Source organism: Streptomyces antioxidans, assembly GCF_000968685.2.
Classification (GTDB): Bacteria; Actinomycetota; Actinomycetes; order Streptomycetales; family Streptomycetaceae; genus Streptomyces; species Streptomyces antioxidans.
The window spans coordinates 1-20,960 of record NZ_LAKD02000079.1 but is presented as its reverse complement, the minus strand read 5'-3'; the positions used below and the strand labels follow the sequence as shown (position 1 = coordinate 20,960).

General features: G+C 72.4%; 20 protein-coding genes. 10 read left to right on the top strand and 10 right to left on the bottom strand.

Annotation, left to right across the window (positions count from 1 at the left end):
- Window positions 1-94 precede the first annotated feature (94 nt).
- On the top strand, window positions 95-772 hold the full coding sequence (locus VT50_RS26870) for a TetR/AcrR family transcriptional regulator (protein ID WP_046084316.1): 678 nt from the start codon (window positions 95-97) through the stop codon (window positions 770-772).
- Here VT50_RS26870 and VT50_RS26865 read toward each other — a convergent pair.
- From VT50_RS26865 to VT50_RS26850, 4 genes are all read right to left on the bottom strand, one after another.
- Entirely contained in the window at window positions 748-2,448 is a 1,701-nt protein-coding gene (locus tag VT50_RS26865; protein ID WP_046084315.1) for a coenzyme B12-dependent isobutyryl-CoA mutase large subunit, read from the bottom strand. The genes VT50_RS26870 and VT50_RS26865 overlap by 25 nt on opposite strands.
- Window positions 2,449-2,586: 138 nt before the next feature.
- Window positions 2,587-2,919 (bottom strand): DUF3817 domain-containing protein, encoded by a 333-nt coding sequence (locus VT50_RS26860; protein ID WP_046084314.1) that lies wholly within the window; start codon window positions 2,917-2,919, stop codon window positions 2,587-2,589.
- An 85-nt stretch (window positions 2,920-3,004) separates the two neighbouring features.
- Window positions 3,005-3,526, bottom strand: a complete 522-nt coding sequence (locus VT50_RS26855) for a MarR family winged helix-turn-helix transcriptional regulator (protein ID WP_046084313.1) — start codon at window positions 3,524-3,526, stop codon at window positions 3,005-3,007.
- A gap of 43 nt (window positions 3,527-3,569) precedes the next feature.
- Window positions 3,570-4,925: an MFS transporter gene (locus VT50_RS26850; RefSeq protein WP_046084312.1), complete on the bottom strand. Its 1,356-nt coding sequence runs from the start codon at window positions 4,923-4,925 to the stop codon at window positions 3,570-3,572.
- A gap of 115 nt (window positions 4,926-5,040) precedes the next feature.
- Here VT50_RS26850 and VT50_RS26845 point away from each other — a divergent pair, with 115 nt between their 5' ends.
- Entirely contained in the window at window positions 5,041-6,036 is a 996-nt protein-coding gene (locus VT50_RS26845; protein ID WP_046084311.1) for an ArsR/SmtB family transcription factor, read from the top strand.
- Window positions 6,037-6,135: 99 nt separating this feature from the next.
- Here the strand turns inward: VT50_RS26845 and VT50_RS26840 are convergent, their stop codons facing one another.
- Complete coding sequence (locus VT50_RS26840) at window positions 6,136-6,429, bottom strand: MTH1187 family thiamine-binding protein (protein ID WP_046084310.1); 294 nt, start codon at window positions 6,427-6,429, stop codon at window positions 6,136-6,138.
- Complete coding sequence (locus VT50_RS26835) at window positions 6,426-6,770, bottom strand: DUF3817 domain-containing protein (protein WP_046084309.1); 345 nt, start codon at window positions 6,768-6,770, stop codon at window positions 6,426-6,428. The genes VT50_RS26840 and VT50_RS26835 overlap by 4 nt, the downstream gene beginning before the upstream one ends.
- Window positions 6,771-6,929: 159 nt before the next feature.
- Here VT50_RS26835 and VT50_RS26830 point away from each other — a divergent pair, with 159 nt between their 5' ends.
- From VT50_RS26830 to VT50_RS26815, 4 genes are all read left to right on the top strand, one after another.
- On the top strand, window positions 6,930-7,568 hold the full coding sequence (locus VT50_RS26830; protein ID WP_075200251.1) for an AIM24 family protein: 639 nt from the start codon (window positions 6,930-6,932) through the stop codon (window positions 7,566-7,568).
- Window positions 7,568-8,218, top strand: coding sequence for an AIM24 family protein (locus VT50_RS26825; RefSeq protein WP_046084307.1), 651 nt, complete (start codon window positions 7,568-7,570; stop codon window positions 8,216-8,218). The genes VT50_RS26830 and VT50_RS26825 overlap by 1 nt, the downstream gene beginning before the upstream one ends.
- The gene (locus tag VT50_RS26820; RefSeq protein ID WP_046084306.1) at window positions 8,215-8,895 is read left to right on the top strand and encodes an AIM24 family protein; all 681 of its coding nucleotides are present in this window, start codon (window positions 8,215-8,217) and stop codon (window positions 8,893-8,895) included. Before VT50_RS26825 ends, VT50_RS26820 begins: the two co-directional genes overlap by 4 nt.
- Before the next feature lie 94 nt (window positions 8,896-8,989).
- Entirely contained in the window at window positions 8,990-9,466 is a 477-nt protein-coding gene (locus VT50_RS26815; protein ID WP_046084305.1) for a MarR family winged helix-turn-helix transcriptional regulator, read from the top strand.
- 45 nt (window positions 9,467-9,511) lie between these two features.
- Here the strand turns inward: VT50_RS26815 and VT50_RS26810 are convergent, their stop codons facing one another.
- Window positions 9,512-10,906, bottom strand: a complete 1,395-nt coding sequence (locus tag VT50_RS26810) for a sensor histidine kinase (protein WP_046084304.1) — start codon at window positions 10,904-10,906, stop codon at window positions 9,512-9,514.
- Window positions 10,899-11,555, bottom strand: coding sequence for a response regulator transcription factor (locus tag VT50_RS26805; protein WP_046084303.1), 657 nt, complete (start codon window positions 11,553-11,555; stop codon window positions 10,899-10,901). The genes VT50_RS26810 and VT50_RS26805 overlap by 8 nt, the downstream gene beginning before the upstream one ends.
- A gap of 112 nt (window positions 11,556-11,667) precedes the next feature.
- Between VT50_RS26805 and VT50_RS26800 the strand changes: the two genes are divergently transcribed.
- Window positions 11,668-12,297, top strand: coding sequence for a PepSY domain-containing protein (locus VT50_RS26800; RefSeq protein ID WP_046084302.1), 630 nt, complete (start codon window positions 11,668-11,670; stop codon window positions 12,295-12,297).
- An 88-nt stretch (window positions 12,298-12,385) separates the two neighbouring features.
- Here VT50_RS26800 and meaB read toward each other — a convergent pair whose 3' ends face one another.
- Window positions 12,386-13,345, bottom strand: coding sequence for a methylmalonyl Co-A mutase-associated GTPase MeaB (meaB, locus tag VT50_RS26795; protein WP_046084301.1), 960 nt, complete (start codon window positions 13,343-13,345; stop codon window positions 12,386-12,388).
- Between the two features lie 85 nt (window positions 13,346-13,430).
- The gene (locus VT50_RS26790; protein ID WP_046084300.1) at window positions 13,431-14,609 is read right to left on the bottom strand and encodes an acetyl-CoA C-acetyltransferase; all 1,179 of its coding nucleotides are present in this window, start codon (window positions 14,607-14,609) and stop codon (window positions 13,431-13,433) included.
- 156 nt (window positions 14,610-14,765) lie between these two features.
- On the opposite strand from VT50_RS26790, the gene mce reads away from it, so the two are divergent.
- From mce to VT50_RS26775, 3 genes are all read left to right on the top strand, one after another.
- The gene (mce, locus tag VT50_RS26785) at window positions 14,766-15,230 is read left to right on the top strand and encodes a methylmalonyl-CoA epimerase (protein WP_046084299.1); all 465 of its coding nucleotides are present in this window, start codon (window positions 14,766-14,768) and stop codon (window positions 15,228-15,230) included.
- A 275-nt stretch (window positions 15,231-15,505) separates the two neighbouring features.
- On the top strand, window positions 15,506-19,504 hold the full coding sequence (scy, locus tag VT50_RS26780; protein WP_046084298.1) for a polarized growth protein Scy: 3,999 nt from the start codon (window positions 15,506-15,508) through the stop codon (window positions 19,502-19,504).
- A 270-nt stretch (window positions 19,505-19,774) separates the two neighbouring features.
- A complete protein-coding gene (locus VT50_RS26775; RefSeq protein WP_020868384.1) occupies window positions 19,775-20,713 on the top strand; it encodes a coiled-coil domain-containing protein in 939 nt (312 codons plus the stop codon).
- Window positions 20,714-20,960 lie beyond the last annotated feature (247 nt).

The following is a 20,960-nucleotide window of genomic DNA, read 5'->3' as shown; positions in this document are numbered from 1 at the left end:
GGCCGATGGCCCGGCCGCGGCACACCCTTACGCTACGAGTCGTAGCGTAACTCACCCGGGACGATGCGCGGTACTGGCGGGTAGGGTGCCGCGCATGAGCCCGTCCGCACGCCGCACCGGGCGCCCGCGCAGCGCCGAGGCCGACCGCGCCATCCTGGTCGCCACGCGTGCCGCCCTGGTGGAACTGGGCTGGGCGAAACTGACCCTGGGCGATGTGGCGGCCCGCGCCAAAGTCGCCAAGACGACCCTCTACCGCCGCTGGGCGAGCAAGTGCGAGCTGGTGGTGGACGCGGTCGCGGCGGTCTTCGACGAACAGCTGGAAGCGGGTGACCACGGCAGTCTGCACGCCGATGTGGAGGCCGCGGTGATCCGGCTGGGGGCGCTGCTCGAGCGCCCCGAGACGGGCACCGCGCTGATGGCCGTCCTCGCCGAGGCGATGCATGACGAGACGCTGCGGTGCCGGGTGCGCTCGGCGATCGTGGACCGGCAGAAGCGGCTGGTGACGCTCGGCCGGGAGCGCGCCCGGCTCCGTGGGGAGCTGCCGTGCGAGGAGGATCCGGGGACGTCGGCCCGCAACGCGGACCTGATCTTCGACGCGGTCGCCGGAACGGTGCTCCACCGGCTGATGGTCAGCGCGGAGCCGGTGGACCCGCGCTGGGCACGGGACTTCACGGATCTGCTGCTGTACGGGATGACCGGGGCGGACTCCGGCGGCGCGACGGCCGCGGGGCCCGCCCCGGACGGGGCTCAGAAGCCGGCCGGCTCCGTGTAGACGCCCCACTCGTCGCGGAGGGCGTCACAGATCTCGCCGAGCGTGGCCTCGGCGCGCACCGCGGCCAGCATCGGCTCGATCATGTTGGACCCCGCACGGGCGGCGGCGATCATCGCCTGGAGCCCCTTGGTGATCTCGGCCTCGTCCCGCCCGGCCCGACGGCCGCCCAGCACCCGCACCTGCTCGCGCTCGACCTCGTGGCTGACCCGCAGGATCTCCAGGTCGCCGGTGACCGAGCCGTCGTGGCAGTTGACGCCGACGACCTTCTTGTCGCCCTTCTCCAGGGCCCGCTGGTAGCGGAAGGCGGATTCGGCGATCTCGCCGGTGAACCAGCCGTCCTCGATGCCCTGGAGGATGCCCGCGGTGATCGGCCACCGGGGCTCCTGCCCGCCCGGCGCCGTACGGCGGCCGCGCTCCTTGATCTGCTCGAAGATCTTCTCGGCGTCGGCCTCGATCCGGTCGGTCAGCGCCTCGATGTACCAGGAACCGCCCAGCGGATCGGCCACATTGAGGATCCCGGTCTCCTCCATCAGCACCTGCTGGGTGCGCAGGGCGATCTCGGCGGCCTGCTCGCTGGGCAGCGCGAGGGTTTCGTCCAGGGCGTTGGTGTGCAGCGAGTTGGTGCCGCCGAGGACGGCGGCCAGGGCCTCCACGGCGGTCCGCACCACGTTGTTGTACGGCTGCTGGGCGGTGAGCGAGACGCCCGCGGTCTGGGTGTGGAACCGCAGCCACTGCGCCTTCTCGGTGGTCGCCCCGTAGACATCGCGCATCCAGCGGGCCCAGATCCGGCGGGCGGCGCGGAACTTGGCGATCTCCTCGAAGAAGTCGACATGCGCGTCGAAGAAGAAGGACAGCCCGGGCGCGAAGGTGTCCACGTCCAGACCCCGGGAGAGGCCGAGCTCCACATAGCCGAAGCCGTCGGCGAGGGTGTACGCGAGCTCCTGCGCGGCCGTCGCCCCGGCCTCGCGGATGTGGTAGCCGGAGACGGACAGCGGCTTGTACGCGGGGATGCCCTCGGAGCAGTACTCCATCAGGTCGCCGATCAGCTTCAGATGCGGCTCGGGCGGGAAGAGCCATTCCTTCTGGGCGATGTACTCCTTGAAGATGTCGGTCTGGAGCGTGCCGTTCAGCCGTGAGATGTCCACGCCCTGGCGCTCGGCCGCGACCAGGTACATGCAGAAGACCGGCACGGCCGGGCCGCTGATGGTCATCGAGGTGGTGACGTCGCCGAGCGGGATGTCCTTGAAGAGGATCTCCATGTCGGCGGCGGAGTCGATGGCCACCCCGCAGTGGCCGACCTCGCCGAGCGAGCGCGGGTCATCGGAGTCGCGGCCCATCAGGGTGGGCATGTCGAAGGCGACCGAGAGCCCGCCGCCGCCCGCCTTGAGGATCATCTTGTAGCGCTCGTTGGTCTGCTCGGCATTGCCGAACCCGGCGAACTGGCGGATGGTCCAGGCCCGGCCCCGGTACCCGGTGGCGTAGAGGCCACGGGTGAACGGGAACTCCCCGGGCCAGCCGATCCGCTCGAACCCCGCCACGGAGTCGCCCGGGGCGGGTCCGTAGACCGGCTCGACGGGGTCCCCCGACAGCGTGGTGAAGTCCGCGTCGCGCTTGCGTGCCGCGTCGTACCGGGCCTGCCAGCGTCGGCGGCCCGCCTCAATGCCTTCGGCGTCCATGCTTCAAAAGTACTTGGACGTCCTACTAATTGTCGACGCGAGACTCGCCACACCCGGCCGATCGGGTGGCCCGGCACGCGCGTCCGCGCGCCTCGTCCGGGCCCGGACGGGACGCGCGGAGTGGTCGGAATCCGCTGGTCAGACCTGTGCGGGCGCCGGTTCGCCGCCGCTGACCAGCGGCTCCACCTCGTGGGTGACCTTGCGCTCGACGAAGAACGCGGCCGTCGGGATGGTGCCAGCCACCAGGACCCACAGCAGCTTGCCGAACGGCCACTTGGCCTTGGAGCCGAGGTCGAAGGCGAAGACCAGGTAGACGATGTAGAGCAGGCCGTGGATCTGGGAGACCACGAGCGTGAGGTCCTGGCCCGTGTCGAAGCCGTACTTGAACACCATGCAGGTGCAGAGCACGAGCAGCATCACTGCGGTGAGGTAGGCCATGACCCGGTAGCGGGTCAGCACGCTGCGTTTCATGCCCCGAGCGTAACCGCCCGTTCCGGGGCGATCTTCGCCGCCCCCGGACTTCACCGGCCGCCCCTCAGCCGCCCCGGAGCCCCGCTCAGCCGTCCTCGAGGCCGTCCACGAAGTCCTCCGCGGCGACCCTCAGCGGGCGCAGCATCTCAAACAGCCTGCCGCAGTCCTCTGCGTCGTAGACCCCGAGTCCGAACTCCATCGCCATCAGGTCGCGGGTGGCCGCCTCGACCACCTCACGGCCCCGGTCGGTGATCGAGGCCAGGGTGCCGCGGCCGTCGTTGGGGTTCGGCCGCTTGTCGACCAGACCGGACGTGACCAGGCGGTCCACCGTATTGGTGACCGAGGTCGGGTGGACCATCAGCCGCTCACCGATCTTGGACATCGGCAGCTCACCGGCCTTGGAGAAGGTGAGCAGCACCAGCGCCTCATAGCGGGCGAAGGTCAGTCCGTACGGTCTGACGACCGCGTCGACCTGGCCGAGCAGGATCTGGTGGGCCCGCATGATCGAGGTGATCGCGGCCATCGAGGGCACGGACCCCCAGCGCTGCTTCCAGAGCTCATCGGCGCGGGCGATGGGGTCGAACGACAGGCTGAGCGGCTTCGGCACACCACCGACCCTACCGGCCGGTCATATCGTGGTCAGCCCCATCTCACACTTCGGGCCGTACCGGCCCGGAGACCGTGCGCCGCACCTCCAGCGCCACCAGCAGCGAGCAGAGCGCCCCGCAGCCGCCCGCGGCCGCGGCCACCCCGTGGACCGGTACGAACTCGGCGACCGCGCCCGAGACCGCCATGCCGAGGCCCTGCGCGGTCATCAGCCCGGCCGTCATCACCGTCATCGCCCGGCCGCGCAGCTCTTCGGGGACGGCGGCGAAGAACCACTGGTCGAGGCCGAGGCTGTAGGCGATGCCGCACCCGGTCAGCACCTGGAGGGCCAGCGCCCAGCCGAACGACGGACGGACCGCGTACCCCAGGGCGGGCAGCATCGCCGCCACGCCGACCGGCAGCGTCAGCCGGGCCCGGGCGCGCGGCCCCAGCAGCGAGCCCACCAGCGCCTCACTGACGACCGCGCCCACCGGCATCCCGCACATCAGCAGCCCGAGGCCCGCCGGGCCGAGGCCCAGCCCATCGGAGTACGGCGTCAGCAGCACCTCCGGCATCACCACGAACATCGGCGGCACCCAGGACAGCAGCATCAGCGCCCGGAGCCGGCGGTCCGCGAACAGCCGCCGGATCCCGCTCAGCGAGTCCCCGAGCAGGGGGCACCTCCCAGCGGTAGCTGGGGGAGCCCCGCCCCCGGTCCGCTGCCGCGCCGGGCGGCGGCGGGTGCCGAAGCGGAGCACCAGCGCCGAGCCGATGAGCGCCGCCGCGGTGAGCGCCAGCGCGGCCCGCGGCGAGACGGCGGCCAGCAGCAGCCCGCCGACGCCGAACCCGGCGAGCTGCGCGGTCTGAGCGGTGATCCGGATGACCGAGCGGCCCAGGACGAAGGCGTCACCCTCGCCGAGGACGTCGCCGAGGGTCGCCGCCCGGGTGCCGCTGAACACCGGGGAGATCGCGGCGGGCACACAGCGCAGCGCGAGCAGCGCCGCCACCGGCACCCCAGGCACCACCATGGCGGCCACGCACGCGGCGTGCACCAGATCGCAGACCACCAGCACCCGGCGGGCCGGGAAGCGGTCGGCGACGGAGGACAGCAGGGCGCCGCCGATCACGTACGGCAGCATCGAGGTGGCGAACGTCAAGGCGCTCAGCAGCGGCGATCCGGTGAGCCGGAAGACCAGCACGGACAGCGCGAGCTGGCCGACCACCTCGCCGAGCATGGAGACCAGGTGCGCGGCGAAGACGGCCCGGAACTCACCGACCGCGAACACCGCGCGGTAGCCAACGCTCCCCGGGCCCCCGGACGGCCCCGCGTCGGCGCCGGGCGCGAGCTCGGGTCGGGAGGTCTGCGCGCCGGGGCGCGACTCGAGGGGGCCCGTGGTGCCGGGCCCGGAGGGCGTTGACATACCGAGAGCGTGGCCGTACGGACGGGGCGCGCTCTAGTGTTTCGGCCTGAGCCGAATCCTCGCGGCGGGGCGCGGCGGGGAGGAGGGCGCCACGCCGCGGCCGGGAGGGGACACCATGCCACTGCACATGCAGTTCGGTGCCGACGATCTGCTGCGCTGCCGGTTCGCCATCTCGCCCCTGTGCCAGACCCACGAGGCGGTGCGCACGCTGCGCCGGACCGAGCGGCACGGCTACCACCTGCCGTGGCTGCGCCGGGTGCGGGAGGCGGCGGCCGTGCTCGATCTGTCGCAGCTGTGGCTGCTGATGCCGAGGCGGGGCGGCTACACCCCGGACTTCCTGGGGCCGCCGCCCGAGGTCCCGTACGCGCCGTTCGAGGACGAGCTGGCCCGGATGCGGGCCACCGACCCCGCCGTGGCCCGCCGTGAGCTGGCCCTGTCCCTGGAGTGCACACCGGGGGCCGCCGACTCCGCACGGGGCCGGGCGATGCTGGCCGATCCGGCGGCGGCCGTGGCGCGGCTCGCTGAGGTGACAGAACGGGCCTGGCGGGCCCTGGTGGCACCGGACTGGCCCCGGCTGCGGGCACTGCTGGAGACCGATATCGCCCATCGCTCACGGCAGCTGGCCGAGGGCGGTCTGGAGCGGCTGTTCGCGGATCTGCGCCCGGCGCTGCGCTGGACCGACTCCACGCTCACCATCCGCAACTCGGTGGTGCCCGCCCGGACGCAGGAGCTCGCGGGCCGTGGGGTGCTGCTGATGCCCAGTGTCTTCGTCTGGCCGGATGTGGTGAGCGGCTTCGCCCCGCCGTGGCAGCCCACGGTGATCTATCCGGCGCGCGGGGTGGGCGGGCTGTGGCGGGAGCCGGACGAGGCCACGGCGGACGCGCTCGTACGGCTCCTCGGTGCGAACCGCGCGGCGATCCTGGCGGGTCTTGAGGAGCCCGCCTCGACGTCGGTCCTCGCCCTCCGCCACCGGCTCGCGCCCTCGTCCGTATCGGCGCATCTGTCGGTGCTGCGCGCCGCCGGGCTGCTCAGCTCGCGGCGCCATGGCCATCAGGTGCTGTACGAGCGCACACCGCTGGGGATGGCGCTGGTGGGCGGGGGCGGGGGCTGAGGCGCCCGCCCCCGCCGGGGTGCATCGTCGGAGCCGCGGTGCGCGGCCGGAGGCGGGGTGCGCGGCCGGAGGCGGGGTGCGCGGCCGGAGGCGGGGTGCTCAGTCGGAGAGGTGCCGCTCGACCGTCTCGACCTTGGAGCTCAGCCCGTCGGTGACACCAGGGCGGATATCCGCCTTGAGGACCACCGAGACCCGGGGCGCCCGCGCCTCCACCACCGCGACGGCGCGCCTGACGACCTCCATGACCTCGTCCCACTCGCCCTCGACCGAGGTGAACATCGCGTCCGTACGGTTGGGCAGCCCCGATGCGCGGACCACCCGCACCGCGTCGGCCACGTACTCCCCCACGTCCTCGCCGACGCCCAGCGGCGTCACGGAAAAGGCGACGATCATGCGTTGATCACGCCCTCCTTACGGGCGCGGGCCGCGATCACCCCGGCCTCGGTCTCCCGCTTGAGCTTGCGCTCGGCGAAGAAGCCGCCGGTGGGCAGGACGGAGAGGACGAAGTACAGGGCCGCGGTCTGCCACCCCCACTTGACGCGGTTCCAGGCGTCCGCCCAGAAGACCACGTAGAGGATGAAGAGCACGCCGTGCACCATGCCCATCACCGGCACCGCGTTGAAGTCCGTGGTGCGCTTGAGCACCGAGCAGATGAGCAGCAGCAGGAACGACACGGCCTCGGGCGCGGAGACCAGGCGGAGCCGGCGCAGCGCGGTGGCGGTCTTGAAGTCCACGAGAGCACCTTCGGGTGAAGAGAGACACGGACCAGCTTGTGAAGAAATGCACAAGCTTTCGCCCATTGTCGCAGCCCCGCGGGCGATCACGGTCCGGGGGGCACCCCATCCCCGGCGCTCCCTGTCCGCCGACGCCGCCGGACCGCTACCGTCGGCTCCGTGGCTCAGTTTCGGCTCCAGGGAAGCAGGGTGCTCGCGGTCGACCTGACCGGCGACTCCGTGAAGGCCAAGAACGGCGCGATGGTCGCCTACGAGGGGGAGATGACCTTCAAGAAGAGGACGGGCGGCGGGGAGGGGCTGCGCGGGATGGTGACCCGGCGGCTCACCGGTGAGCAGATGGCGGTCATGGAGGTGAAGGGGCACGGCACGTGCTACTTCGCCGACCGGGCGAGCGAGATCAACCTGGTGTCGCTGCAGGGCGAGAAGCTGTACGTGGAGTCCAGCAATCTGCTGTGCACGGACGCGGCGCTGCGCACCGGCACCTCCTTCACCGGGCTGCGCGGCTCCTCACAGGGCAACGGCCTGTTCACCACGACCGTCGAGGGCACCGGCCAGGCCGCGCTCGTCTCCGCCGGTACGGCGGTCGTGCTGCGCGTCACCCCGCAGACGCCGCTGCAGGTCGACCCGGGCGCGTACCTCGCCCACACCGGCGGTCTCAAGCAGCACTTCCAGGCGGGGGTGAACTTCCGCGCACTGATAGGCGAGAGCGGTGGGGAGTCCTTCCAGATCCGCTTCGAGGGCGATGGGCTGGTGTACGTCCAGCCCAGCGAGCGCAACACGATCGGGGGGGATCTGTGATGCCGTTCACCGTGCTCACCTCGCGGATGGTCGAGGCCCAGGTGGTGCCCGGGCAGACCCTGTTCAGCCAGCGCGGCGCGATGCTCGCCTACCGCGGGGACGTGCGGTTCACCCCCAGCATCACCGGCGGGCAGGGCGGGGTGCGGGGGATGATCGGGCGGCGGGTGGCCAATGAGGCCACCCCGCTGATGACCGTCGAGGGCCAGGGCACGGTGATGTTCGGGCACGGCGGCCACCACGTCCATGTGGTCGACCTGGCCGGCGACACCCTCTGCGTGGAGTCGGACCGGCTGCTGGCCTTCGACGGCTCGCTGCGCCAGGGCACGATGTTCCTGGGCTCCCAGGGCGGGGTGATGGGCATGGTGCGCGGCCAGGTCACCGGCCAGGGGCTGTTCACCACCACCCTGGAGGGGCACGGCTCGGCGGCGGTCATGGCGCACGGCGGGGTGCTGGAGCTGCCGATCGGCCCGGGACGTCCGGTGCATGTCGATCCGCAGGCGTATGTCGCCCACCGGGGTGATGTTCGCAATAAGCTCTCGACGGCGATCGGCTGGCGCGAAATGGTGGGCCGCGGCTCGGGGGAGGCGTTCCAACTGGAGCTGTCCGGCACCGGCACGGTCTATGTCCAGGCATCGGAGGAGAAGCTGTGAACGGCCCCGTCATCCACGACGCCTGGACGCTGCCCGTCGACGACAACATCAATCCGTACGCCTTCAGCGTGGATCTGAACGGCCAGTGGTTCCTGCAGAAGGGGAAGATGGTCGCCTACTACGGGCAGATCGACTTCCAGGGCGTCGGGCTCGGCCACCTCGACCACCTCATCGCCCACAGCTTCCACTCCCCGCTGCACGCGGCGGAGTGGGTGGTGGCCGAGGGCCAGGGCAAGATGGTGCTCGCGGACCGCGCCTTCGACGTCAACTCCTATGACCTGGACGACGGCAACCTCTCCATCCGGTCCGGCAACCTGCTCGCCTTCCAGCCCTCGCTGTCCCTGAAGCAGTCCATCGTCCCGGGCTTCCTCACCCTCATCGGCACGGGGAAGTTCGTGGCCGCCTCCAACGGGCCCGTGGTCTTCATGGAGCCGCCGATCCGGGTGGACCCGCAGGCGCTGGTGGGCTGGGCGGACTGCCCGACGCCCTGCCACCACTACGACCACCAGTATCTGCGCGGCTTCCTCGGGGCCGTCCGGTCGCACACCGGCATCGGGGGCGCCTCGGGCGAGGAGCACCAATTCGAGTTCGTGGGCGCGGGGACCGTACTGCTCCAGTCCACGGAGGAGGTCGTCGCCGAGATATCGGTCGGCGAGACGGGGGGTACCGGTTCGTGAGCACGAGGGTGCGGAGTGTAACGTCGAACAGGTGACCTCTAGCCCGATACATCCATTGGTTCGGAATTCAACTTCTATAGGTAGAATACATCCCATGGAGACCGAGAACGGCACGCGCTGGCTCAGCGATGAGGAACAGTGCGCCTGGCGCACCCACCTGGACGTCAGCCGGCTGCTGACCTACCAGCTCGAAAAGGACCTGCAGCCGTTCGGCCTGACCATGAACGACTACGAGATCCTGGTCAACCTCTCGGAGTCGGAGGACCACCGGATGCGGATGAGCGATCTCGCGTCCGCGACCCTGCAGTCCAAGAGCCGACTGTCCCACCAGATCACCCGGATGGAGAACGCCGGCCTGGTCCGCCGCGAGAACTGCGAATCGGACCGGCGGGGGCTGTACGCCGTGCTGACCGAGCAGGGCTGGAACACCATGCGCAAGGTCGCCCCCCACCATGTGGCGTCCGTGCGCAGGCACTTCATCGATCTGCTGCCGCCGGAGGACCTCAAGGCGCTGTACGGCTCGCTGGTGCCCGTCGCGGAGCACCTGCGCACCCAGCGCGGCCGGGTCTGAGCGAAGCCCCTGCGGGCACCCCGTCGGCCGGGCCGGGCGCACGGCCTACCTGGGCAGACGTAGCTCGAACAGGGCGCCGCCCTCGGGTGCCGTCCGTACGGTCAGCGTGCCGCCGTGGCGCACCGCCACGTTCCGCGCGATGGCGAGGCCGAGCCCGGCCCCGCCATCGTCGCGGCTGCGGGCGTCGTCGAGCCGTACGAACCGCTCGAAGATCCGCTCCCGCTCGGCCTCGTCCACCCCCGCGCCGTCGTCCGCGACCTCCAGCACGGCCCAGCGGCCCTCCTCGCGCACCGCCACCCGCACCCCGCTCCGGGCGTGCCGCTGGGCGTTGTCGAGCAGATTGCCCAGCACCTGGGCCAGCTGGCCGCGCGAGCCCGGCACCGCGACCGGCGCCACCTCGTCCCGCACCGGCACCCGGTCCGCCGCCCGCTGGGCCAGCTCCTCGCGCACCAGGGCGTCCAGCGCCACCGGTGTCTCCCCGGTGGGCCGCTCCCCCGCGTCCAGCCGGGCCAGCAGCAGCAGATCGGCCGCGAGCCGCTGGAGCCGCACCACGTCCGCCACCGCGCCGTCCAGGTCCAGCAGCTCCGGATGGGCCGCGCCCACCTCCAGCTGGGTGCGGAGCGAGGCCACCGGGGAGCGCAGCTCATGGGAGGCGTCGGCCACGAAGGCGCGCTGCCGCTCCACGGACGCCTCCAGCGCCATCAGCGTCTCATTGGTGGTCCGGGCCAGCCGCGCCACCTCGTCGTACGACCCCGGCTCCGGCACCCGCCGGGACAGGTCCGTGCTCGCCGTGATGGCCGCCATCTCGCGCCGGATGCCCTCCACGGGCCGCAGCGCGCGCCGGGTCACCAGCCAGGTCACGGCGGCCACGACCAGCAGCAGCAGCGGCAGCCCGATCAGCATCGCGTCCCGCACCGTGGTGACCGCGCCGCGCTCGGTGGCCAGCGGGGCGCCCGCGTAGACGGTGACGTCCTCGCCCCGGGCGTCGGTGACGTCGATGGCCGCCCAGCGGTACTCCGCGGTCTCGCCGTCGACCCGGGCGGTGCCGGAGCCGTACTCGGGCGTCGAGGAGACCTCCCCCGCGCCGCCGTCGTCATCGTCGTCATCCTCACCGGGCGGGGCCGGGACCGGCCGCACGGAGGGGCTGCCGGTGCCCGTGACGGCCTGGAGGTCGTCGCTGACCGCGCGGACCCGGTGGTCGTCGTCCACGATCTGCACCGGGGTGTCGTCGCCGAGGTCCAGCTCCTGGAACGGCACCCCGCCGGCGACCTTGGAGGCCACCGCCCGCGCGGTGGACCCGGCGTCGATCTCGGCACGGTCCGCCAGATTGCTCTGCAACACCGCGAGGACCGCGATCCCCGCAGCCACCAGGGCCACCGCGACCACCACGGTCGCGCCCAGCGCCGCCCGCGCCCTTACGGAGCCGAAGACCTTACGCACGGAGCCGGTACCCCGCTCCCCGTACGGTCTCGATGAGGTCCGCGCCCAACTTGCGGCGCAGGGCGCTCACATACACCTCGACGATGTTGGGGTCGCCCTCGTAGGCGAAGTCCCACACATGCTCCAGGATGTCGGGCTTGGAGACGACATCGCCCGCCCGCGTCGCCAACTGCTCGAGCACGGAGAACTCCTTGGTGGTCAGCGGCACCTCCCGGCCGTCCCGCTCCACCCGGCGGGCGCCCCGGTCCACGGTGAGCGGCCCCACCCGCACCAGGGGAGAGGCCCCCGGGCCGCGCCGCCGCAGCAGCGCCCGTACCCGCGCCACCAGCACCACATACGAGAACGGCTTGGTCAGATAGTCGTCGGCCCCCGTGTCGAGCCCTTCCGCCTCGTCGTACTCGCCGTCCTTGGCGGTGAGCATCAGGATCGGCACCTCGTGCCCGGCCGCCCGGAGCTCCCCGCACACCCGGTAGCCGTTCAGCCCCGGCAGCATGATGTCGAGGACGACGAGGTCGTACACGCCCTCCTGCGCACGGTGCAGCCCCTCCTGGCCGTCGTGCGCCACATCGACGGCGAACCCCTCCGCCCGCAGCCCCTTGGCCAGCGACAGGGCCAGCCGCCGCTCGTCCTCCACGATCAGCAAACGCATACGACCAGCGTCGCAGAGCGAACCTGAAGAACTCTTCAGGCGGCTTCAGGTGGGCTTCAGCATCCATCGGCCAGGGTGGTTGACGTCCGAATACGAATGGGGAGGAACCCACATGAAGCGCAACATCGTCATCGCGTCCGTCGTCGCGGCCGCTCTGGCCACCGGCGGTACGGCCGTCGCCGTGGCGGGCACCCAGTCCTCGTCGTCGGGCACCCAGTCCTCGTCGTCGGCGGCCCGGTCCTCGTCCGCGGCGGGCCAGTCCGGATCCGCGGCGGGCCAGTCCGGATCCGCGGCGACCGCGTCCACCGGCGCCTCGCTGAGCCAGGCCGCCGGTGCCGCGCTCAAGGCCGTCCCGGGCACGCTGGACTCCATCGACCGCGACCACGGCCGCTGGGAGGCGGACGTCCTGGCCAAGGACGGCACGTGGCACGAGGTCACGCTGGACGCCAGCGGCAAGGTGCTCCACCAGCGGGTGGACCGGGACGACAACGACCCCGAGGACGCCGCCGAGGCCAAGGCCCTGCGGCAGGCCACCGTCTCGGCCACCGAGGCGGCCCGGAAGGCCGCGCCGTACTCCACCGTGACCTCCGTGGAGTTCGACGGAGACCGCACCCCGGTGTGGGAGGTCGACACCGTCAAGAACCACAAGGAGCGCGACCTGATCGTCGACCCGCAGTCCGGCAAGGTCACCCAGGCCCCGGCCGACGACGACCACGGTGACGACGACGGCGACGACGACTGACCGTCGTCAGGAGCAGGAGCAGGCTGAGGGAGCGGGGGCGGACCCCGCTCCCTCAGCCTTGCGCGGTCACCGCTCGGTCACCGCTCCCTCAGCCCCGCTCGGTCACCGCCGCCACCAGCTCGTCCGCCGCCGTGTACGGATCAAGACCGCCCGCGGCGACCCGCTCGGCGAGCGCCCCCAGGCGGCGGTCGCCGTGCAGATCGCCGATCCGCTCCCGCAGCGCCGTCACCGCGATCGTCTCGACCTCACCCGCCGCCCGCCGCATCCGGCGCTCCGCGAGCACTCCGTGCTCCTCCATCCACGCACGGTGCTTCTCCAGCGCCTCGACGACCTCGTCGATCCCCTCGCCGCGGGCCGCCACGGTCTTCACGATCGGCGGCCGCCAGTCGCCCGGCGAGCGGGCCTCGCCCAGGCCCAGCATGTGGTTGAGCTCACGGGCCGTGGCGTCGGCGCCCTCCCGGTCGGCCTTGTTGACCACGTACACATCGCCGATCTCCAGGATCCCGGCCTTGGCCGCCTGGATCCCGTCGCCCATCCCCGGTGCGAGCAGCAGCACGCTGGTGTCGGCCTGGGCGGCGATCTCGACCTCGGACTGGCCGACGCCCACCGTCTCCACCAGGATCACCTCGCAGCCGGCCGCGTCCAGCACCCGGATGGCCTGCGGGGCGGCCCAGGCGAGCCCGCCGAGATGGCCGCGGGTGGCCATGGAGCGGATGTAGACGCCGGGGTCGGAGGCGTGCTCCGACATCCGCACCCGGTCGCCGAGGAGCGCCCCGCCGGAGAACGGCGAGGAGGGGTCCACGGCGAGCACGCCCACCCGCTTGCCCGCCCGCCGGTAGGCGGAGACGAGCGCGGAGGTCGACGTGGACTTGCCGACCCCCGGCGAGCCGGTCACCCCGACCACATACGCGCCCCCGGCCAGCGGAGCGAGCGCGGCCATCACCTCGCGCAGCTGCGGCGAGGCGCCCTCGACCAGCGAGATCAGCCGGGCGACCGCACGCGGCCGCCCCTGCCGTGCCTGCTCCACCAGCGTGGGCACATCAGCCATGGGTGCCGTACTCCTCATCACTCGGGCACAATCGCCTGATCACAACCGCTTGATCACTACGGAAACCGGCGGTTCCGGTACGGGGTTACTTCCCCGCCGGCACCCGCAGGATCAGCGCGTCACCCTGCCCGCCGCCCCCGCACAGCGCCGCCGCGCCGGTGCCGCCGCCGCGCCGCCGCAGCTCCAGCGCCAGATGCAGCGCGATGCGCGCGCCGGACATCCCGATGGGGTGGCCGAGGGCGATCGCACCCCCATTCACATTCACCTTTTCGGGGGAGACGCCCAGGTCCTTCATTGACTGCACGGCGACCGCGGCGAACGCCTCGTTGATCTCGATGAGGTCGAGGTCGTCCACCGTCAGCCCGCCCTTGCCCAGGGCGTGCGCGATCGCGTTGGACGGCTGCGACTGGAGGGAGTTGTCGGGTCCCGCCACATTCCCGTGGGCGCCGATCTCGGCGATCCACTCCAGCCCAAGCTCCTCGGCCTTGGCCCTGCTCATCACGACGACCGCGGCGGCACCGTCCGAGATCTGCGACGACGTGCCCGCGGTGATCGTCCCGTCCTTGGTGAACGCGGGCTTCAGCCGGGCCAGCAGCTCCGGGGTGGTCTCGCCGCGGATGCCCTCGTCCTTGTCGAAGACCACCGGTTCGCCCTTGCGCTGCGGGATCTCCACCGGGGTGATCTCGGCGTCGAAGAGGCCGTTCTTCTGCGCGGCGGCGGCCCGCTGGTGGGACTGGGCCGCGAACTCGTCCTGCTCGGCGCGCTGGATGCCCAGCCGGGTGTTGTGCTTCTCGGTGGACTCGCCCATGGCGATGTGCTCGAAGGGGTCCGTCAGCCCGTCGTACGCCATCGCGTCGAGCATCTCGACCGCGCCGTACTTGTACCCCCCGCGGGACTTGGGCAGCAGATGGGGGGCGTTGGTCATGGACTCCTGGCCGCCCGCGACCACGATGTCGAACTCACCCGCGCGGATCAGCTGGTCGGCCAGGGCGATCGCGTCCAGCCCGGAGAGGCAGACCTTGTTGACCGTGAGGGCGGGCACGCTCATCGGGATACCCGCCTTGACCGCCGCCTGACGGGCGGGGATCTGTCCGGTGCCCGCCTGGAGCACCTGCCCCATGATCACGTACTGCACCTGCTCGGCACTCACCCCGGCCCGCTCCAGCGCGGCCTTGATCGCGATCCCGCCCAGATCGCTGCCTTCGAGCGAGCGCAGGCTGCCCAGCAGCCGTCCCATGGGCGTGCGCGCGCCCGCCACCATCACAGAGGTCGTACCAGTCATTGGTGCGTCCCTTCACGAGGAGAAGGAAGTTAACGAGGGTTATCGTCAATGTACTGACGAGTACCCGCGCGGTCACCGGCCCATCGGTGTGATCGCGCGCACGTTGCGTAACCGACCGTACGGCGGTGCACTGTTCCCATGCTGACGAGAATCGACCACATCGGGATCGCCTGCTCCGACCTCGACAAGACCGTCGAGTTCTACCGTGCCACGTACGGCTTCGAGGTGTTCCACTCCGAGATCAACGAGGAGCAGGGGGTACGCGAGGCCATGCTCAAGATCAATGAGACCTCCGACGGCGGGGCCTCCTACCTGCAGCTCCTGGAGCCGATCCGGGAGGACTCCGCGGTCGGCAAGTGGCTGGCCAAGAACGGTGAGGGCGTCCACCACATCGCCTTCGGCACCGCCGACGTCGACACCGACTCCGAGGCCATCCGGGACAAGGGCGTCCGGGTCCTCTACGAGCAGCCCCGCCGCGGCTCGATGGACTCCCGGATCACCTTCCTCCACCCCAAGGACTGTCACGGTGTGCTGACCGAGCTCGTCACCGCCGCGGACCCCGCCGCGCGCCCCGCCGCGCACAAGGACGAAGAGGATCACTGAAGCGGACCACTGACCTACCCCTTCCCCGGCCGGTAGAGTGCTGCATCGGCCGGGGTACGGAAACGGAGAGGGTTCGGGTCCGGCCCGGGCTTCGCCGATGATCTGACACCATTTCTTCGGAAGGGCCAGCTCCGGTCCGACCCGGCACGCACCTCGCCTGGTCGGTACCGCAAGGGAACCCGTCGAGGGACCCCGGGACACCGCAAGGGACCCGGGAACCCGGAGGGTTACGGAGCCGGCCGCCAACGCGACCAGGGGACGGATGGGACCGCGCAGTGCGGGGCTACGACCGCTACGAGCCTGACGATCAGCTCTCGAAGTTCGAGGCCGAGATGGAGCGGCTGAAGACCGAGCGGGAGAAGGCCGTCCAGCACGCCGACGACCTCGGCTACCAAGTCGAGGTGCTGCGCGCCAAGCTGCATGAGGCGCGCCGTAATCTGGCGGCCCGCCCCGCCTACGACAGCGCCAACGCCGGCTATCAGGCCGAGCAGTTGCTGCGGGACGCGCAGCTCCAGGCGGACCAGCTGCGCGCCAACGCCGAGCGGGAGCTGCGCGAGACCCGGGCCCAGACCCAGCGCCTGCTCCAGGAGCAGGCCGAGCGGCAGTCCCAGCTCGAGGCCGAGCTGCACGCCGAGGCCGTGGCCCGGCGCCAGCGGCTGGACCAGGAGCTGGCCGAGCGCCGCGCCACCGTCGAGTCCCACGTCAACGAGAACGTGGCCTGGGCCGAGCAGCTGCGGGCCCGGACCGAGGCGCAGGCCCGCCGGCTCATGGACGAGTCCCGGACGGAGGCCGAGCACGCCCTGGCCGAGGCCCGCGCCGAGGCCCAGCGGATGACCGAACAGGCGCGCCAGCGGCTGGGTTCCGAGGCGGAGGCCGCCCGCGCCGAGGCCGAGGCGATCCTGCGCCGGGCCCGTACCGACGCCGAGCGGCTGCTGACCAACGCGGGTACCCAGGCCCAGGAGGCCACCGACCACGCCGAGCAGCTGCGCACCTCCACCGCCAGCGAGGCGGACCAGGCCCGCCGTGCCGCGGCCGAGCAGACCCGCGCCGCAGAGCAGCGGATGCAGGAGGCCGAGCAGGCGCTGAGGGAGGCGCGCGGCGAGGCCGAGAAGGTGGTCACCGAGGCCAAGGACGCGGCGGCCAAGCGGCTCAGCGCCGCCGAGTCGGACAACGAGCAGCGCACCCGTACCGCCAAGGCGGAGGTCGCCCGGCTGGTCGGCGAGGCCACCAAGGAGGCCGACCGGCTGCGGGCCGAGGCCGAGCAGCTGCGGGACGACGCCCGCGCCGAGGCCGAGCGACTGGTCGCCGAGGCGGGCGACGACGCCCGGGCCAGGGCCGCCGAGGACTCCGCTGCCCAGCTGGCCAAGGCGGCCCGGAGCGCCGAGGAGGTGCTGAGCCGCGCCTCGGAGAAGGCGCAGTCCACCACCAAGGCGGCCACCGAAGAGGCGGAGCGGATCCGGCGCGAGGCCGAGGAGGAGGCCGACCGGCTGCGGGCCGAGGCGCATGACACCGCGGAGCAGCTGAAGGGCACCGCCAAGGACGACACCAAGGAGTACCGCGCCAAGACCGTCGAGCTGCAGGAGGAGGCCCGCCGGCTGCGCGGCGAGGCCGAGCAGCTGAAGTCGGAGGCGGCCGCCGAGGGCGAGCGGGTCCGCGCCGAGGCGCGCCGGGAGGCCGTCCAGCAGATCGAGGAGGCGGCCAGCACCGCCGAGGAGCTGCTGACCAAGGCCAAGGCCGACGCCGAGGAGACCCGCTCCGGTGCCACCGCCGAGAGCGAGCGGGTGCGCACCGAGGCCATCGAGCGGGCCAACGCGCTGCGCCGGCAGGCCGATGAGCTGCTGAAGCGGGCCCGTGGCGAGGCCGAGGAGCTGGTGACCTCGGCCGAGGAGCAGGCCGAGCGGGTCAAGTCGGAGGCGGCCACCGCGGCCGAGGAGCTGCGCGAGGAGGCCGAGCAGGCCGCCGAGGACCGCCGCGCCGAGGCCGAGGGCGAGCTGAACCGGCTGCACCAGGAGGCCGAGCAGCGGCTCTCCTCCGCCGACGAGGCGCTGCGGGACGCCCGCGAAGAGGCGGAGCGGCTGCGCAAGGAAACCGCCGAGGAGATCGAGCGGCAGCGCACCGAGTCCGCCGAGCGGCTGAACGGGCTGCGTCAGCAGGCGGAGGACGAGGCCGCCCGGCTGCGCGACGAGGCCGCCGCGGACGCGTCGAACGCGCGCGCCGAGGGCGAGTCGGTGGCCGTACGGCTGCGCGGCGAGGCCGCCGCGGAGGCCGAGCGGCTGCGCTCGGAGGCCCAGGAGACGGCCGACCGGGTGCGCGCGGAGGCGGCGAGCGCCGCCGAGCGGATCGGCACCGAGGCCGCGGAGGCGCTGGCCGCCGCCCAGGAGGAGGCGGCCCGCCGCCGCCGCGAGGCCGAGGAGCTGCTGGCCGACGCCCGCGAGGAGGCGCAGGCGGAGCGTACGGCGGCGCGGGAGCAGAGCGAGGAGCTGCTGGCCGCCGCCCGGAACCGGGTCTCCGAGGCGCAGGCGGAGGCGCAGCGGCTGGTCGAGGAGGCCGAGCAGACCTCCGCCGAGCTGGTGGCCACCGCCGAGCAGACCGCCCAGCAGGTGCGGGACTCGGTCGCCGGGCTGCACGAGCAGGCCGAGCAGGAGATCACCGCGCTGCGCAGCGCGGCGGAGCACGCCGCGGAGCGGATGCGCGAGGAGGCGCAGGGCGAGGCCGACCGGGTCCGCGCGGACGCCCACGCGGAGCGGGAGCGCGCCTCGGAGGACGCCACCCGGGTGCGGCGGGAGGCCACCGAGGAGTCCGAGGCCGCCAAGTCGCTCGCGGAGCGCACGGTCGCGGAGGCGATCACCGAGTCGGATCAGCTGACCGAGCAGGCCCGCGAGGAGGCGGGCAGGCGCCGCGCCGAGGCCGCCGAGCAGGCGGACCGGCTGCTCACCGAGGCCACCCACGAGGCCGAGCGGCTGCGCGTCGAGGCCAACGAGACGCTTGACGAGGCCCGGCGCTCGGCCAACAAGTCCCGTACCGAGGCCGCCGAGCAGGCCGATACGCTCGTCAACGGCGCCACCGAGGAGGCCCAGCGGCTGGTCTCGGAGGCCACCACACGGGCGCAGGTGCTGCGTTCGGAGGCGGCCGACGCGCGGGCGACCGCGGAGCAGGACGCGGCCCGCACCCGGGCCCAGGCCCGCGCGGATGCCAACACCATCCGCGCGGAGGCGGCCGAGCAGGCGGACCGCCTGGTCACCGAGGCCAGGAACGAGGCCGACCGGCTGCACGCGGAGGCGAGCACCGAGGCGGAGCGGCTGCGCAACGAGGCCGCGGAGACCGTCGGTTCGGCGCAGCAGCACGCGGCGCGCACCCGCGCCGAGGCGGAGCGGGTCGAGACCGAGGCGGCGGCCGAGGCGGAGCGGATCCGCAACGAGGCGCAGGCCGAGGCGGACCGGCTGATCGACCGGGCCCGCGAGGACGCCAACAAGCGGCGTTCGGACGCCGCCGAGCAGGCCGACCGGCTGATCACCGAGTCCTCCGCGGAGGCCGAGCGGCTCACCTCCGAGGCGCAGGAGGCCGCGCTGCGCGCGGCGACCGCGGCCGAGGAGCAGGCGGACACCATGGTGGGCGTGGCCCGCCAGGAGGCGGACCGGCTGCTCACCGAGGCCACGGCCGAGTCCAACGCCATGGTGGAGAAGGCCCGTACGGACTCCGACACCATGCTGGGCGAGGCCCGGGGCGACGCCACGGCCATCCGGGAGCGCGCCGAGGAGCTGCGCACCCGGACCGAGGCCGAGGTCGAGGAGTTGCACGAGCGGGCCCGCCGGGAGTCCGCGGAGCAGATGAAGGCCACCGGCGAGCGGGTCGACAAGCTGGTCGCGGCGGCCACCGCACAGCTGATGAAGGCGGAGGAGAAGGCCAAGTCGCTGGTCGCGGAGGCGGAGAGCGAAGCGAGCCGGGTGCGGATCGCGGCGGTGAAGAAGGCCGAGGGGCTGCTGAAGGAGGCCGAGCAGAAGAAGACCGAGGCCGAAGGGGAGGCGGACCGGCTCCGGAACCAGGCCACGGACGAGGCCCAGCAGATCGTGGACGAGGGCAAACGGGAGCTGGAGTTGCTCAAGCGCCGCCGCGAGGACATCAACGCGGAGATCTCCCGTGTCCAGGACGTCCTCGAGGCGTTGGAATCCTTCGAGACCCCCGCGTCGGGTGGCGCCGGCGGCAAGGAGAACGGCCAAGTCAAGACGGCGGCGGGTGCGGGAGCGACGAGGAGTGGAAAGCGGTCGGAGGGGTAGCCGTATCCGGGGGAACGAGTCTCAGCCGTGGCTATCGAGGTTTCGCTTGAGTCTCGCGTCGGTTTCGCGTGAGTCTCGCGTGCGTCACGCGTCAGGCTGCGTCTATCACGGCTTGTCCGTATCATCCCGACGAGTGACGAGGTCTCGGTCTTACTGCCACTCAAAAGGCTGGAGATTCTGCAGATCAAACAGACGTTGACTCGATGACACGCCGTTCGGCCCCCTAGGATTCCCTCTATCACCTCACCGGTCTCTTTCGACAGGAACCCCATGAGCGACACTTCCTCCCCCTTCGGCTTCGAGCTCGTGCGGCGTGGGTACGACCGCGGTCAGGTGGACGACCGCATTTCCAAGCTCGTCGCCGATCGTGACAGTGCACTGGCCCGTATTACCTCTCTGGAAAAGCGCATCGAGGAGCTGCACCTCGAGACGCAGAACGCTCAGGCCCAGATCAACGATTCGGAGCCGTCCTATGCGGGGCTCGGCGCCCGGGTCGAGAAGATCCTTCGACTCGCCGAGGAAGAGGCGAAGGATCTGCGCGAAGAGGCTCGGCGCGCCGCCGAACAGCACCGTGAGCTTGCCGAGTCGGCCGCCCAGCAGGTCCGCAACGACGCCGAGTCGTTCGCCGCCGACCGCAAGTCCAAGGCCGAGGACGAGGGCGCGCGGATCGTCGAGAAGGCGAAGGGCGAAGCGGCCACGCTGCGCCAGGAGGCGCAGAAGGACGCCCAGTCCAAGCGCGAGGAGGCGGACTCCCTCTTCGAGGAGACCCGCGCCAAGGCCGCGCAGGCCGCCGCCGACTTCGAGACCAACCTCGCCAAGCGCCGCGAGCAGTCCGAGCGCGACCTGGCCTCCCGTCAGGCCAAGGCCGAGAAGCGGCTCGCGGAGATCGAGCACCGCGCCGAGCAGCTGCGCCTGGAGGCCGAGAAGCTGCGCACCGACGCCGAGCGCCGCGCCCGCCAGACGGTGGAGACCGCGCAGCGCCAGGCCGAGGACATCGTGGCCGACGCCAACGCCAAGGCGGACCGCATCCGCAGCGAATCCGAGCGCGAGCTCGCGGCCCTCACCAACCGCCGCGACAGCATCAACGCCCAGCTGACCAACGTCCGCGAGATGCTGGCCACGCTGACCGGTGCGGCGGTGGCCGCGGCCGGTGCCCCGGGCGAGGACGAGGCGGCCACCCGCGGCGTCCCGGCCCAGCAGTCCCGGTGACCCTGGGCCACACCGGAGCGCCCCATGCCCCGCGCCGCCCAAGCGGCGCGGGGCACGCGCATGTCAGGGCCCAGGCCCACGGTCCCGCCCCAGCGGGCAAGAGTCATACGCCCGCCCCCAACAAACCCAGGCACCCGAGCAAACCCAACCCCCTAGCGGCAAACCCAGCCCCTCAGGCAAACCCAGCCCCCCGAGCAAACCCAGCGCCTCCGACAAACCCAGCCCCTCCGGCGCTTGAGGAGCGGGG

Coding starts and splice junctions, on each gene's coding strand:
- VT50_RS26845 (WP_046084311.1), top strand. CDS start 5,041: ATGCCACTGCACATGCAGTTCGGTGCCGACGATCTGCTGCGCTGCCGG.
- VT50_RS26815 (WP_046084305.1), top strand. CDS start 8,990: ATGGAGACCGAGAACGGCACGCGCTGGCTCAGCGATGAGGAACAGTGC.
- VT50_RS26850 (WP_046084312.1), bottom strand. CDS start 4,925: ATGTCAACGCCCTCCGGGCCCGGCACCACGGGCCCCCTCGAGTCGCGC.
- VT50_RS26860 (WP_046084314.1), bottom strand. CDS start 2,919: ATGAAACGCAGCGTGCTGACCCGCTACCGGGTCATGGCCTACCTCACC.
- VT50_RS26800 (WP_046084302.1), top strand. CDS start 11,668: ATGAAGCGCAACATCGTCATCGCGTCCGTCGTCGCGGCCGCTCTGGCC.
- meaB (WP_046084301.1), bottom strand. CDS start 13,345: ATGGCTGATGTGCCCACGCTGGTGGAGCAGGCACGGCAGGGGCGGCCG.
- mce (WP_046084299.1), top strand. CDS start 14,766: ATGCTGACGAGAATCGACCACATCGGGATCGCCTGCTCCGACCTCGAC.
- VT50_RS26840 (WP_046084310.1), bottom strand. CDS start 6,429: ATGATCGTCGCCTTTTCCGTGACGCCGCTGGGCGTCGGCGAGGACGTG.
- VT50_RS26865 (WP_046084315.1), bottom strand. CDS start 2,448: ATGGACGCCGAAGGCATTGAGGCGGGCCGCCGACGCTGGCAGGCCCGG.
- VT50_RS26775 (WP_020868384.1), top strand. CDS start 19,775: ATGAGCGACACTTCCTCCCCCTTCGGCTTCGAGCTCGTGCGGCGTGGG.
- VT50_RS26870 (WP_046084316.1), top strand. CDS start 95: ATGAGCCCGTCCGCACGCCGCACCGGGCGCCCGCGCAGCGCCGAGGCC.
- VT50_RS26805 (WP_046084303.1), bottom strand. CDS start 11,555: ATGCGTTTGCTGATCGTGGAGGACGAGCGGCGGCTGGCCCTGTCGCTG.
- VT50_RS26825 (WP_046084307.1), top strand. CDS start 7,568: ATGCCGTTCACCGTGCTCACCTCGCGGATGGTCGAGGCCCAGGTGGTG.